This window comes from Sphingomonas sp. KRR8, assembly GCF_023559245.1.
In the GTDB taxonomy this organism is placed as follows: domain Bacteria; phylum Pseudomonadota; class Alphaproteobacteria; order Sphingomonadales; family Sphingomonadaceae; genus Sphingomicrobium.
In genome coordinates, this window is record NZ_CP097462.1 from 418,289 (window position 1) to 431,258 (window position 12,970).

Consider the following 12,970-nt stretch of genomic DNA (forward strand, 5'->3'; position numbering starts at 1 on the left):
CTAGTGAAGGTATTCCGGCTGGAAGCTCGCCAGCCGGCGCATCTCCGCCCAATCGGTGAAGATGATTTCGCGGCCTTCCCGCACGATCAAACCCTGTCGTTCCAAGTCCGCGAACACCCGATTGACGTTGACGCTGGTCTGTCCGGTGATGTCGGCGATCTGTTGCTGCGTGAACGGATTGCGCATCCGTCCGCCCTCGTTCGCGAGTCCGAAGCGCTCGGCCGTCTCGCAGAGCAGGTGGGCTACTCGCGCGGTGCTGTCGCGGCGCCCGCAGTTGACCAGCCACTCATAGCCGATCGCCGCATGCCGCTGAGTGAGTCCCCAGAAGAAGCGCGTCATTTCCGGATTGGCGTCGACGATGGCGTCGAAGTCCTTGCCGCTGCCGATCATCACGTCCGCCCGCGTGATCGCCTGGATGCCATAATCGGCCACCTTGTGCGTCGGCAGGATTCCGTCTCCGGCCATGCGCAGTGCGATGATCTGCCGACGCCCGGCACCGTCGGTCTTGAACTTCGACAATATGCCGGATCGGACAAACATGACTTCATCGCGCATGTGACCCGGTTCTCGGAAGGGGCGGCGCGGCTCCACGACGATCAGCCGGTGCGGCATGGCCTCGAGCTTCTCGGCCAATGGTGCGGACAAGCCTGCGCGGACGAGCGTCTCCGCAAGCGAAGCGCCCGACTTCTCGAAAGCGCGCGAGCGAGTGCCCATCGTCACCTCCTCCTCTCCCCGAAACAGTATCTGCTTAGCAACCTAGTTAGGCAAGCCACGATTACAGTCGCCTAAACGACATTTGAACACCTTGAAGTATCTGCGGGTTGAGTCTGCCGCAGTTGCTGGACGGAACACGGGTTTGGCCATGTCTGCTCGGCCGGATACCGGCGACTCGTCTTGCCATTCGGAGCCGGCGTCCGTAAGGGACCGGCGCGCCCGGACGACGGGCCATGGCGATCGTAGCTCAGTTGGTTAGAGCATCGGTTTGTGGTACCGAGGGTCGCGGGTTCAAGTCCCGTCGATCGCCCCACCATCCCTTTCAATATCCACGGGAAAATTGGCGATCATGACCGCTCTGTGGGCGTTGCCCGATTTCGATGCGCACGAGGAAGTGCACTTCATCACGGACGAGGGCAGCGGACTTCGTGCGATCATCGCCATGCATTCCACTCATCTTGGGCCGGCGGCCGGCGGCTGCCGCTTCTGGCACTATGCCGAGGATGAGGCCGCGCTGACCGACGCCCTGCGCTTGTCGCGAGGCATGAGCTACAAGAACGCGATGGCGGGATTGCCACTAGGCGGCGGCAAGGGGGTCATCCTGGCACCTTCGGACGGGCGCAAGACGCCGGGCATGATCGCCGCGTTCGGGCGCGCCATCAATGGACTCGGTGGGCGCTATGTCACCGCCGAGGACGTCGGGATCAACGAAGCGGACATGCTGGAGGTCAGCCGCCAGACCAAGTTCGTGGCGGGCCTCCCGGTCGCCGACGGTGCGGTTGGCGGTGATCCCGGTCCGCACACCTCGCTCGGCGTGTTCCTGGGCCTGAAGGCCGCGGTCCGCCGCGCGCTCGGCAAGGACTCGCTTGCCGGCTTGCACATCGCCATGCAGGGCGCGGGCAGTGTCGCCAGTGGCGTGGCCCGCCGCGCTGCGAATGAAGGCGCCCGCCTGTCCATCGCCGACGTCAATGCCGATCGGGTGGCAAAGCTTGCGGCCGAGACCGGCGCCAACATCGTCGATCCGTCGGACATCATGACGCTTGAAGCGGACGTACTGAGCCCCAACGCCCTCGGCGCGATCCTGACTGAGCAGTCGATCGCTTCGCTGAACGTGCCGGTCGTCGCCGGGGGCGCCAACAACCAGCTGGCGACTCCGGCGGACGGTGAGCGGCTGATGGCGCGCGGCATCCTCTACGCACCGGATTATGTCATCAACGCCGGTGGCATCATCAACGTCTCAACCGAATATCTGAAGGACGGGGACGCCAGTGTCGTTCGTCAGCGGATCGAGGCCATCCCTGAACGGCTTGAGCGGATCTGGGCCGAGAGCGCCGAAACGGGAACCAACCCCGCCGAAGTCGCCGACCGGATGGCACAGCGACTGATCGGACGTCGCTAAGGCATTGTCCCTAGTGGCAATCGGCGAGGTCAACCGCTAGATAGCCGCCGCGCTTATGCACCGGTTTGCCAACCCCGCCCGCTTCCTTCGCATCGCCCGCCCGGCAACCGTCTGGCTGCTAGCGATCGGGGCGGTGCTGACACTCGCGGGCGTGGCTGGTGCGCTGTTCGTCATTCCGCCTGATTATCTGCAAGGTGAGACCGCTCGCATTCTCCACATCCACGTGCCTGCCGCCTGGCTCGGCATGGCGGGTTGGACCGGCATCGCCGTAGCAAGCATCTCGACCATCGTCTGGCGGCATCCGCTCGCCGGAGTGGCCGGCCGGGCCATCGCTCCGGTTGGCGCCACCTTCACGTTCTTGTGCCTGGTCACCGGATCGATCTGGGGCCGTCCAACCTGGGGCACCTGGTGGGAATGGGACGGCCGCCTGACCTCCATGCTGATCCTCTTCTTCCTCTATCTCGGCTATATCGGCCTCGCATCCGCCGAGAAGGAACGTGGTCCCGAAGCGCGTGCGGCGGCGATTTTTGGGGTGGTGGGGCTGATCAACTTGCCAGTCATCCATTATTCCGTCCTGTGGTGGCGCACGCTTCACCAGGGGCAAAGCATCACCCTCAAGGGCTCGACCATCGCGCCAGAGTTGCTGTGGCCGCTTCCGTTCACGATGATCGGCTTCTCCGCCCTGTTCGGCGCCGCAGTGCTGATGCGGATGCGCGCCGAGCTTGCCGAAACGCGGGTCGAGGCCCGCCTTCGCCGCCTTGCGGCACCGGACAGGGCCGACCCCGAGCCGGTGCCCGCATGAACCAGTGGCCGTTCGTCATCGCCGCCTTTGCGGTCATGCTGCTTGGCACGGCAGCGCTGCTGGCGGTGAGCTGGATCCGCATGCGCGGGGCGGAAGCCAAGGTCGATGCATTGAGCCGCCGCAAGTGACCGCCAGCCCCAAGAACCAGCGGCTGCTACTCGTCGCGGCGGCCATCGTGGCACTGATCGGCGCGACCCTGCTCGCCATGTGGGGCCTGTCGGGCAAGGCCGCTTACTTCCGAACGCCGCAGGACATTGCGGCCGGTCGGGCCGATATCGGCCAGCCGCTTCGCCTGGGTGGAATGGTCAAGGCGGGCTCGGTCCAGAAGCAGCCCGATGGCGTATCCATCCGCTTCGTGGTGACCGATGGCCCGGCCGACGTTCCGGTCCTCTTCCGCGGGATCGTCCCCGACCTGTTCAAGGAGCGCGGCGGAGTTGTCGCGGAAGGCCGGTTGCAAAAGGGCGGCGTGTTCGTTGCCGACAATATCCTGGCCAAGCACGACGAGCGCTACATGCCGCCGCAGATGGGCAATCTCCAGGCTGAGCAGAAAACTCGGGAGACGGTGCAGAAGTGATCGCCGAAGCCGGCCTAGCAGCGCTGTGGCTCGCCGCCGCGCTTGCCTTGCTGCAGCTTGGCGTGGCGCTGGCTGGCCCGCGCGTCGGTGACGTCCGTTCCATCGCCGTGCCCGCCGCTGTCGCGCAGGGCTTCCTCACCCTGTTCGCCTTCGCAGCGCTGATCGCGCTGTTCGTTCGGACCGACCTGTCGGTGCAGCTGGTTGCCGCCAACAGCCACAGTCTCAAGCCCTTCATCTACCGCTTCTCGGGAGCGTGGGGGAACCATGAAGGGTCCATGCTGCTGTGGGTCACCGTACTCGCGGTGGCGGGTGCGGCGCTCGCCTTGCTCGAGCGGCGGCTGCCGGCCGAGACCATCCGCGCCACTCTCGGCGCCCAGGCGGCGCTCGCGCTCGGCTTCTTCGGCTTCCTGCTGATCGCCTCCAATCCCTTCGCCCGGCTCTATCCCGCGCCGGCGGAGGGGCAGGGGCTGAACCCGCTGCTGCAGGACCCCGGTTTGGCCTTCCACCCGCCGACGCTCTACCTCGGCTATGTCGGTCTTTCGGTGGCCTTCAGCCTCGCCGTCGGTGCACTGATCACCCGCGATGTCGGTCCGGCACTCGCCCGTGCCATGCGGCCGTGGGTGCTCGGCGCGTGGGTGCTGCTGACGCTTGGCATCACGGCCGGCAGCTATTGGGCTTATTATGAGCTCGGCTGGGGCGGCTGGTGGTTCTGGGACCCGGTCGAAAATGCCTCGCTGATGCCCTGGCTGGCCGCTACTGCCCTGCTGCACAGCGTCAACGTGCTCGCAGCGCGAGGCGGCCTTCGCGCCTGGACCATCATGCTGGCGGTGGTCGCCTTTTCCATGTCGATGGTCGGCACCTTCCTGGTCCGCTCGGGCATCCTCACCAGCGTACACAGCTTTGCCGTGGACCCGCGGCGGGGCACCTTCATCCTTGGCCTGCTCGTGCTCTACGTCGGCGGCGCACTCGCGCTGTTCGCCTGGCGTGTCGGGACGGTGCGGGAAGGTGCGCGTTTCAAGCTCGTCAGCCGCGAAGGCGCGCTGGTCGCCAACAATCTGTTGCTGAGCGTAATCCTCGGCACGGTGTTCGTCGGTACCCTCTACCCCATCTTCGTCGAAGCTGTCGCGGGAGAGAAGATCTCGGTCGGTCCGCCTTATTTCAACGCGGTGAGCGGGCCGATCGTGCTGCTGCTCGCGCTGCTGCTGTTCATTGGGCCACTGCTCAACTGGCGTGTCGACCGGCGCCCCAATCTGCGCCGTGTCGCGCTTCCCCTTGGCGTGGCGCTGCTGGCGTTGTTGGCCACCATCCTGTCTGGCGCGAGCATGAGCCTTCTCGCCCGCCTCGGGCTTGCCACGGCAGCTGGGCTTGCGGTCGCCTCCTTCCTTCCGCTGGTCGGTCGCAGCCTGCGCCGCGCGCCGCTCGCGACCTGGGGAATGGTGATCAGCCACCTGGGCGTTGCCGTGGCCATCGCTGGCGCAGCCTGCGACACCGCTTTTACCCGCGAGACGCTCACCGCCGTTCGTCCCGGGGAGACCGCAATCGTCGGGCCGTGGACCGTGCGCTTCGTCGGCGTCGACCCGGTCGCGGGCCCGAACTGGACCGCCGTCGAAGGCCATCTACGCGCCACGCGCGGGGACAGAAGCGAGCGCTTCGACCCGCAGAGCCGCGCCTTCTCCGACCCGCCGACCGAGACCAGCGAAGCGGCCATCCGCACCTTTGCCGACGGCCAACTCTATACCGTGCTCGGACGGCAGGAGAGCGATGGACGCTGGCAGTTGCGGCTTTGGTGGAAGCCCTTCGTCACCCTCATCTGGCTGGGTGGTTTCCTGATCGCGCTCGGTGGCGCGGTGGCCATGCTCGGCCGCTTGTGGCGCGAGTGGCGTCAGCGTGTCCGTGCGCGGGAGGCGTGGGCATGAGCGGCCGGCTTTGGCTCGCCCTGCCGCTACTCGTCTTCGCCCTGTTCGTGGGCGCGGCGCTATGGCGGCTGGCGGATCCGCCCAGCACGACGGTCGAGTCCAGGCTGGTCGGCCAGGCGCTCCCGCCTTTTGCCACAGCGGCCATCGTGCCCGGCAAGGCCCCGGTCTCCTCGACCGAGTTGCAGGCCGCCCGCCAGCCGAGGCTCGTCAACCTATTCGCCAGCTGGTGTGTACCCTGCATCGCCGAAGCACCCGTCCTTGCCGACCTGCGCCGTCAGGGTGTCCGGATCGACGGCATCGCGGTGCGTGACACCACCGCCGACCTGCAGCGCTTCCTGCGCGAGAATGGCGACGGCTATGAGCGGATCGGCGGAGACGCCAACGGACAGGCACAGATCTCGCTGGGCGCATCGGGGGTGCCGGAAAGCTTCCTGATCGATGATCATGGGGTCATCCGCTATCATCACATCGGCGCGATCATGCCGCAGGACCGGGACGCGGTGCTGGCCGAATGGGGGAAGCTGAAGTGAGGGCGGCGCCCATCGCCGCGGTGATCCTGGCGTTCGCCATGGTTTCAGCCGTGCCTGCGCTCGCCGATTCCTCGCAGCCCCCAGCGCCCTATGCGTATCGGCAATTGCCCGACCCTCGCCAAGAGGCGCAGGCCAAGGCGCTGATGCAGGAATTGCGTTGCCTGGTCTGTCAGGGTCAGTCGATCGCCGACAGCGATGCCGAGCTTGCCGGAGACATGCGCAGCCTGGTCCGCCAGCGCATCCAGGCGGGTGAGAAGCCGGAGGACGTCAAGGCGTGGCTGATCGCCCGTTACGGTAGCTGGGTCAGTTATGCGCCGGTGTTCGGACCGGACACGCTGCTTCTTTACGCCGCGCCCGTCCTGCTGCTGCTGGTCGGCGGACTCCTGGCCGCGCGCCGCCTGCGAAAGGGCCGCTGATGGGCTACGTGCTGCTTCTGGTACTCGGGCTGCTCACAACCTTGGGCCTGTGGCGTTTCGGACGCCTGCGGGGCGCGTCATTGCAACTGGCGCTCGCCGCGCTGATGGTGGGAGGGGCGGGCTATGCGTTGCAGGGCCGGCCCTCGCTGCCGGGCATGCCCAAGGCGGCGGGCTTGCGCCCCGCGCCGTTGTCCCTGGTCAAGCCGCGCCAGGCCATGTTCGGCCAGTTCAACTCCGCCGACCGCTGGCTGATCATTGCGGACAGCTACCAGAGCCGTGGTGAGACCGCCGAGGCCGTCGGAATCCTCCGTTCGGCGCTTCGCGCGCATCCGAATGACCCGGCGCTGTGGGTCGGGCTTGGCAATGCACTGGTCGATCATGCCGGAATGATCACACCCGCTGCCACCATCGCGTATGAGCGCGCCCGCGCCGCCGCGCCGAACCATCCCGCGCCGCTCTTCTTCCAAGGGCTCGCGCTGGCGCGCAGCGGCGAGCGGGACAAGGCCCTGACGATGTGGCAGAAGGCACTGAGGATCACGCCCGCAACCGCCAGCTACCGTCCGTTCATCGCCGAAGGAATCACCGCGCTCAGCGCCGCGCCGCCGCCGCCGGCGCGCTAGTCGCCGCGCCCCGTCTGTTCCTGCAGGGCGTCGATCTTCTTCGACGCGTCGGCCTTGGTCAGCTCGGGATCGAACTCCGCGCCGGCTTCCTCGGACAGCGTCTGCAGATAGCTTGCCTGGGCGCCCGTCATGGGTTGGTCGCCCGTGACCCAATGGTCCGGATCCTTGACGGCGTTGCCGGTAGGATGAGCCTTCGGGTCGGCGTCTGGCTTATCGGTCATTGTCCTGCCTTCTCAATCATTTGAGTTGGCAGGACAACGCCGATGTTCTTGATGTGTTCCGATCAGGCCGCCAGCGGTTCGAACGGCAGGTCGAGCGCTTCGGCCACTGCCTGGTGGCGGATCTTGCCCTTGGACACGTTGAGCCCATTGGCCAGATGCGGGTCCTGCCGCATGGCTTCGTCCGCGCCCAGCCCGGCGAGCTTCAGCGCGAAGGGCAGGGTGGCGTTGTTGAGCGCGAAGGCGCTGGTCCGCGACACCGCGCCCGGCATGTTGGCGACGCAATAATGGATCACGCCGTCGACTTCGAACACCGGATCGTCGTGGGTGGTTGCGTGGCTGGTCTCGAAGCAGCCGCCCTGGTCAATGGCGATGTCGACCAGCACGCTTCCACGCTTCATGGTCTTGAGCATCTCGCGAGTGACGAGCTTGGGCGCCGCGGCACCCGGCACCAGCACCGCGCCAATCACCAGTTCGGCCTCTTCGACGGCCTTGGCGATCGTCGCCTTCGTCGCATAAGCGGTCTTGATCTGGCTCGAGAAGAACATGTCGAGTTCGGCCAGACGCTCCATGTTGATGTCGTAGATGGTCACGTCCGCGCGCATGCCGACCGCCATCTGCGCCGCATTGACGCCGCTGACGCCGCCACCAAGGATCGCGACCTTGGCCGGGGCAACGCCCGGAACGCCGCCAAGCAGCACGCCGCGGCCGCCCTGTTCCTTCTCCAGGTAATGAGCGCCGACCTGGACGCTCATGCGACCGGCGACTTCGCTCATCGGCTTGAGTAGCGGCAGCGCTCCGGTGCGGCTGGTGACGGTTTCGTAGGCAATGCAGGTCGCGCCCGACTTCATCAGTCCCTCGGCCTGCGCCTTGTCGGCGGCGAGGTGGAGGTAGGTGAACAGCAGGTGGTGCGGCTTCAGCAGCGCGATCTCCGACGGCTGCGGTTCCTTCACCTTGACGATCATCTCGGCCGCCTCGAACACCTCGGCGGGCGAACCCAGGATCTTGGCACCGGCTTTCTCGTAGGCACTGTCGGGGCAATCGATGCCGCTGCCGGCCTTGGTTTCCACGAACAGTTCGTGGCCGTGCGCCACCAGCTCCTTGACCGAAGCCGGGGTCAGGCCGACCCGATATTCGTGGTTCTTGATCTCCTTGGGCACACCGATGCGCATGGAACTGTCGCTTTCTTGAAGCTGTTGAAAGAATGTGATCGCGCGCGCCTATAGACTGCCTCTGCCGCCATTTGCCAGCACCCCCGCGCACCGATTGCGAGTGCCGATGGCGCCTGCTAGGCCCCGCCGCCTAAATCCATGAATATCACCGCCCAAGGAGCCGCTGTCACAGCCCCGCACGAGGCGGCGCCAGAGGGCGAGCACGCGAACGGTCACGCGCCGCAAGGCTCGCTGGCCAAGCTGGCGCTTGGTGCCGTCGGAATCGTCTTCGGTGATATCGGCACCTCGCCGATCTACGCCTTCCGCGAGACCTTCGCGGGTCACCACAAGCTCGTTCCCGACGCGTTGCACATTTACGGCGTCCTCAGCCTGATCTTCTGGTCGATGATGATCATCGTGACGCTGAAGTACACGACGATCATCATGCGGGCCGACAACAAGGGGGAGGGCGGCAGCCTCGCCTTGCTGGCGCTGATCAACCGCACGGCGGGGGCGAAGCGGCGGTGGACGGCGGGGATCGTCATGCTCGGCGTGTTCGCGACCGCGCTCTTCTACGGCGACAGCATGATCACCCCGGCGATCTCGGTGCTGTCGGCGGTAGAGGGCCTGACGACGGTCAGCCCGGTGTTCGAGCCGCTCGTCATTCCCCTGGCGGTTGCCATTCTCATCGGCCTGTTCTGGATCCAGAGCCGCGGCACGGGGGCTGTCGGAACGCTCTTCGGTCCCGTCATGCTGGTCTACTTCGGCACGTTGGCCGTGCTGGGCGTGGTCCATGTGCTCGACTATCCGGCGGTGATCGTGCGGATGATCAACCCGCTCAACGCCGTTGCCTTCTTCGCCGCCGAGCCAACGCGCGCATTCCTTGCCATGGGCTCGGTCGTGCTGGCGGTCACCGGCGCCGAGGCGCTCTACGCCGACATGGGCCATTTCGGCCGCAAGCCGATCCGCGCCGCCTGGATGCTGGTGCTGGTCTGCCTATTGCTCAATTACTTGGGGCAGGGGGCGATGCTGTTGAGCCAGCCGGCGGCGCAGGCGCTCGAGACGGTCAAAAACCCGTTCTTCTTTCTTGCGCCCGAAGGCTTCCGCCTTCCGCTGGTGCTGCTCGCGACCTGCGCCACCATCATTGCCAGCCAGGCGGTGATCAGCGGCGCCTTCTCGGTCACGCAGCAGGCGATCCAGCTTGGCTTCATGCCTCGCCTGCGGATCACCCACACCAGCGAGACCGCGGCGGGTCAAATCTACATTCCCGTCATCAACTGGGCGCTGATGGTGATGGTGGTGCTGCTGGTCGTCACCTTCCGCAGCTCGTCCAACCTCGCCGCCGCTTACGGAATCGCGGTCACTGGTGCGATGGCGATCGACACCATCCTGCTGGCAGTGGTGTTCGGTGCGCTGTGGAAGTGGCCGGCCTGGAAGGCCTGGCCCCTGGTCGCGCTCTTCCTTCTGGTCGACACGACTTACTTCGGAGCCAATCTCCTGAAGGTCCCGGCCGGCGGCTGGTTCCCGCTGCTGGTCGGCGCCATCGCCTTTACCCTGCTCACCACCTGGGCCAAGGGCCGCAAGCTGATGATCGACCGCATGGCAGAGGCAAGCCTGCCCATGGAGGTGTTCATCAAGTCCGCCGCGGTCAGCGCGACCCGCGTGCCCGGTACGGCGGTCTTCATGACCAGCTCCGCCAAGGGCGTTCCGCACGCGCTGCTGCACAACCTCAAGCACAACAAGGTGCTGCACGAGCGGGTCATGCTGCTGACGGTGCGGATCGAGGACGTGCCGTTCGTCACTTCCGACAAGCGCTTGAGCCACGAGGATTACGGCGCCGGCTTTTTCCGCATCATGCTGCGTTACGGCTTCATGGAAGACATCGACGTGCCCGCCGACCTGCAGAAGCTTCAGGGCTGCGGTCCCAAGGCCAAGATGATGGACACCAGCTTCTTCCTTGCCCGCCAGACCCTGATCGCCTCATCCCGGCCGGGCATGGCAATCTGGCGCGAGAAGCTGTTCAGCTGGATGCTCCGCAACGCCGAAAGCGCGATGGAGTTCTTCAAGCTCCCCACCAATCGGGTGGTGGAGCTGGGCAGTCAGGTGGAGATCTGACGCAACCGGGCAGCCGCGCGAAGCATTGCGCCTGTCATGGATCAACTTGCCTCCTGGGTCGCGACCGGCACCACCATTCTCGCCGCCTGCCTCACCGCCTCCAATCTCGGCAGCCGGATCACCGGCTACGGCTTCATCATCTTCACGATTGGCTCGATCGCCTGGTTCACGACCGGCCTGCTCACGGGCCAGCCGGCCCTGATGTGGACCAACGTCGTCATGACCCTGCTCAATCTGTTCGGAGTCTACCGCTGGCTCGGCCGCCAGGCGAAGGTCGAGGACGGCGCTGCGGCGGCTGCAGAGAAGAGCGCCGACATGCCGGGCGAGACGCTCTTTCCGGCCTCATCGCTGGCATCGGCCAAGTTGAAAAGCAGCGGCGGTGAGCAACTCGGCAGCTGCGTCGATGCCATGATCGGCTGCGGTTCGGGCCGGCTCAATTATCTGGTGGTCGCACAAGGCGGGGTCGCCGGGCTGGGTGAGACCTTTCGACGGGTTGAGTGGAAGGACGCGCACATTCAGGATGGAGACGTGTCCGTCCCCTTCGACCAGCCCGCCTTCGACCGCCTGCCCGAGCTCACCAAGAATGACTGGCCGGGGAGGTGAGCGGCGCGTTGATCGTCACTGCTGAACTCGGCGCCGCCGATTTCGCGTGGCTGGACGGCGAGCGGAAGCGCTTCTTTCCACCGGAGCGCAACCAGCTGGCCGCCCACCTCACCATGTTTCACGCGCTCCCGCCCTCATGCGAAGAGGAGGCGCGGCGTGAGCTCAAGAAGCATGCCGTCGGGAAGGCGCCGCGCGCTACCGTGGCTGGGCTGATGAACCTTGGCCGCGGCGTTGCCTATCGCATCGTCTCGGACGAGCTCGAAGCCATCCGCCGCGACATCGCACAGCATTTCCACGGGCTGCTGACCGCGCAGGACGGGCAGGGGTGGCGGCCCCACGTGACGATCATGAACAAGGCTGAGCCCAAGGACGCCAAGCGCTTGCTGGAAGCGCTTGCCGCGAACTTTGAGCAGCGCCCGCTGCGCATCGCCGGGTTGGGCCTTCACCGCTACCTCGGCGGACCGTGGGAAAGACTGCTGGTGACCAACTTCAAGGGCTGACCCTAGCTCAGGTCACCAACCCCCTCGCAGGTCAGCTCAAACGCGGCCATCCCGCTTTCCAGCACGCTCGCCAGCATCGGCATTTCCATCAGCGATTCGATCGCCGACTTGGCTCGCACCTCGGTCAGTGCCTCATCATAGGCCTCGTCCCAGTCACCCGTATCGTAGGTGCCCTGGCCGACCCAGCAGAAGGCGAGCACCTCGGCCAGCTGGTCCTCGCCCAGGTCGTCGAACGCTGCCTGCAGTTCTTCCTCAATGCCATCGTTCATGTCGTCGTCGAGCACCGAGAGGGCGCCTTCTTCCTCATCGTCGACGTTGTCCGCGCCTTCACCCTCGTCATAATCGCTCGGAGTTTGCGCCTCATATTCGCGCGCCCGCAGAATGATGCGGCACAAGGTGTCCAAAGGCGTCAGCGGGTCCATTCAATGTTCCTCCTATTGCGGCCTGAACAATAATCAGGACGGCCCGGTTCCGCCGCCGTCACGAACCGACTAAACCCGGCGGTAACCATTCGCATGCGAGAGGAGGCAAATGACAGCAAAGACGGCGGAAGCGACCCCCATCGCCGGGCGCGGGCGCGGGCATCAGTTTCGGGTAGGGCTCGATATCGCCGAGCGGGTTTGCCTGATCCTGGCCGCCGCACCCTTCCTGATGCGCTTTTCCCACGCGCTGGAGCAGGATCCCTGGATCCTTGGGCTGATCCTGGGCGAGATGCTCACCGTCGGCCTGCTTTTGATCCGCCGCCCCGGACCGATGGCCGGCCACCCCTGGACGATCTTCGTGGCGCTCGTCGGCACCTTCATCCCGCTGTTCGTCCGGGCACCCGACATGCCTCCCTACATTGAAGCGGGCAAGGTGCTGATGTGGGTCGGCTTCGCGATGAGCCTTGGCGCCAAGCTCAGCCTCAATCGCAGCTTCGGCATGATTGCCGCCAACCGCGGGGTTCGCCGGGGCGGGGTGTACGCCTTCATCCGGCACCCGATGTACATGGGCTATGCCATCACCCACGTCGGTTTCATGCTGGTCTATCCCAACCTGATCAACGCCTTTATGTACCTGCTCACCTGGACCTTCCAGCTGCTCCGCATCCGCGAGGAAGAGAAGTGGCTGATGCAGGATCCGGCCTATGCCGAATACGCCGCCAAGGTCCGCTATCGCCTGATCCCGGGCGTCTATTGATTGCAGGGAAAGGCGCGTTGACCGGCTGGGGGTGCCCGCTTATATGCCCGCCCGCAGCGCCGTTCGGCGGCAGCCTCAGCGCACTGGGGCGGAGTAGCTCAGCTGGTTAGAGCAGCGGAATCATAATCCGCGTGTCGGGGGTTCAAGTCCCTCCTCCGCTACCAATCCTGGTGCCTGGCTCTTCGAAGAGCCTGGATCATGTGGCTTTCAGGAAAAAAACGCGTCGTGGGCTC

The 12,970-nt window shown here is 65.8% G+C and carries 16 protein-coding genes and 2 tRNA genes; 14 read left to right on the top strand and 4 right to left on the bottom strand.

Annotation, left to right across the window (positions count from 1 at the left end):
* Positions 1-714: a Crp/Fnr family transcriptional regulator gene (locus M8312_RS02120; RefSeq protein WP_250118745.1), complete on the bottom strand. Its 714-nt coding sequence runs from the start codon at positions 712-714 to the stop codon at positions 1-3.
* 236 nt (positions 715-950) lie between these two features.
* Between M8312_RS02120 and M8312_RS02125 the strand changes: the two genes are divergently transcribed.
* The 9 genes from M8312_RS02125 (at position 951) to M8312_RS02160 (ending at position 6,971) form a co-directional block, all read left to right on the top strand.
* A tRNA-His gene (locus tag M8312_RS02125) sits at positions 951-1,027 on the top strand.
* Between the two features lie 36 nt (positions 1,028-1,063).
* Positions 1,064-2,113 carry a Glu/Leu/Phe/Val family dehydrogenase gene (locus M8312_RS02130; protein ID WP_250118746.1) on the top strand — a complete coding sequence of 350 codons (1,050 nt, stop codon included), beginning with the start codon at positions 1,064-1,066 and terminating at the stop codon, positions 2,111-2,113.
* 55 nt (positions 2,114-2,168) lie between these two features.
* On the top strand, positions 2,169-2,915 hold the full coding sequence (gene ccmC / locus M8312_RS02135) for a heme ABC transporter permease CcmC (protein WP_250118747.1): 747 nt from the start codon (positions 2,169-2,171) through the stop codon (positions 2,913-2,915).
* Positions 2,912-3,043 carry a hypothetical protein gene (locus tag M8312_RS14410; RefSeq protein ID WP_284070194.1) on the top strand — a complete coding sequence of 44 codons (132 nt, stop codon included), beginning with the start codon at positions 2,912-2,914 and terminating at the stop codon, positions 3,041-3,043. Before ccmC ends, M8312_RS14410 begins: the two co-directional genes overlap by 4 nt.
* Complete coding sequence (gene ccmE, locus M8312_RS02140; protein ID WP_250118748.1) at positions 3,040-3,489, top strand: cytochrome c maturation protein CcmE; 450 nt, start codon at positions 3,040-3,042, stop codon at positions 3,487-3,489. The genes M8312_RS14410 and ccmE overlap by 4 nt, the downstream gene beginning before the upstream one ends.
* A complete protein-coding gene (locus M8312_RS02145) occupies positions 3,486-5,405 on the top strand; it encodes a heme lyase CcmF/NrfE family subunit (protein WP_250118749.1) in 1,920 nt (639 codons plus the stop codon). The genes ccmE and M8312_RS02145 overlap by 4 nt, the downstream gene beginning before the upstream one ends.
* Positions 5,402-5,935: a redoxin family protein gene (locus M8312_RS02150; protein WP_250118750.1), complete on the top strand. Its 534-nt coding sequence runs from the start codon at positions 5,402-5,404 to the stop codon at positions 5,933-5,935. The genes M8312_RS02145 and M8312_RS02150 overlap by 4 nt, the downstream gene beginning before the upstream one ends.
* Before the next feature lie 38 nt (positions 5,936-5,973).
* Positions 5,974-6,351, top strand: coding sequence for a cytochrome c-type biogenesis protein (locus M8312_RS02155; RefSeq protein WP_250119818.1), 378 nt, complete (start codon positions 5,974-5,976; stop codon positions 6,349-6,351).
* A complete protein-coding gene (locus M8312_RS02160; protein WP_250118751.1) occupies positions 6,351-6,971 on the top strand; it encodes a tetratricopeptide repeat protein in 621 nt (206 codons plus the stop codon). The genes M8312_RS02155 and M8312_RS02160 overlap by 1 nt, the downstream gene beginning before the upstream one ends.
* Here M8312_RS02160 and M8312_RS02165 read toward each other — a convergent pair.
* Positions 6,968-7,192, bottom strand: coding sequence for a DUF3072 domain-containing protein (locus tag M8312_RS02165; RefSeq protein WP_250118752.1), 225 nt, complete (start codon positions 7,190-7,192; stop codon positions 6,968-6,970). The two genes, M8312_RS02160 and M8312_RS02165, sit on opposite strands and share 4 nt — an antisense overlap.
* Positions 7,193-7,254: 62 nt before the next feature.
* Entirely contained in the window at positions 7,255-8,361 is a 1,107-nt protein-coding gene (ald, locus tag M8312_RS02170; protein ID WP_250118753.1) for an alanine dehydrogenase, read from the bottom strand.
* Between the two features lie 138 nt (positions 8,362-8,499).
* Here ald and M8312_RS02175 point away from each other — a divergent pair, with 138 nt between their 5' ends.
* Genes M8312_RS02175 through M8312_RS02185 form a run of 3 tightly spaced genes read left to right on the top strand, consistent with a single transcriptional unit; the run spans position 8,500 to position 11,558 of the window.
* Complete coding sequence (locus M8312_RS02175) at positions 8,500-10,455, top strand: potassium transporter Kup (protein WP_250118754.1); 1,956 nt, start codon at positions 8,500-8,502, stop codon at positions 10,453-10,455.
* Between the two features lie 36 nt (positions 10,456-10,491).
* On the top strand, positions 10,492-11,058 hold the full coding sequence (locus tag M8312_RS02180) for a PRC-barrel domain containing protein (RefSeq protein ID WP_250118755.1): 567 nt from the start codon (positions 10,492-10,494) through the stop codon (positions 11,056-11,058).
* On the top strand, positions 11,055-11,558 hold the full coding sequence (locus M8312_RS02185) for a 2'-5' RNA ligase family protein (protein WP_250118756.1): 504 nt from the start codon (positions 11,055-11,057) through the stop codon (positions 11,556-11,558). The genes M8312_RS02180 and M8312_RS02185 overlap by 4 nt, the downstream gene beginning before the upstream one ends.
* 2 nt (positions 11,559-11,560) lie before the next feature.
* Here the strand turns inward: M8312_RS02185 and M8312_RS02190 are convergent, their stop codons facing one another.
* Positions 11,561-11,980 carry a DUF3775 domain-containing protein gene (locus tag M8312_RS02190; RefSeq protein WP_250118757.1) on the bottom strand — a complete coding sequence of 140 codons (420 nt, stop codon included), beginning with the start codon at positions 11,978-11,980 and terminating at the stop codon, positions 11,561-11,563.
* A gap of 109 nt (positions 11,981-12,089) precedes the next feature.
* On the opposite strand from M8312_RS02190, the gene M8312_RS02195 reads away from it, so the two are divergent.
* Both M8312_RS02195 and M8312_RS02200 read left to right on the top strand, forming a co-directional pair.
* Positions 12,090-12,737, top strand: coding sequence for a methyltransferase family protein (locus M8312_RS02195; RefSeq protein ID WP_250118758.1), 648 nt, complete (start codon positions 12,090-12,092; stop codon positions 12,735-12,737).
* Positions 12,738-12,824: 87 nt separating this feature from the next.
* Positions 12,825-12,901: transfer RNA gene (locus tag M8312_RS02200), tRNA-Met, on the top strand.
* The last annotated feature ends 69 nt before the right edge of the window (positions 12,902-12,970 follow it).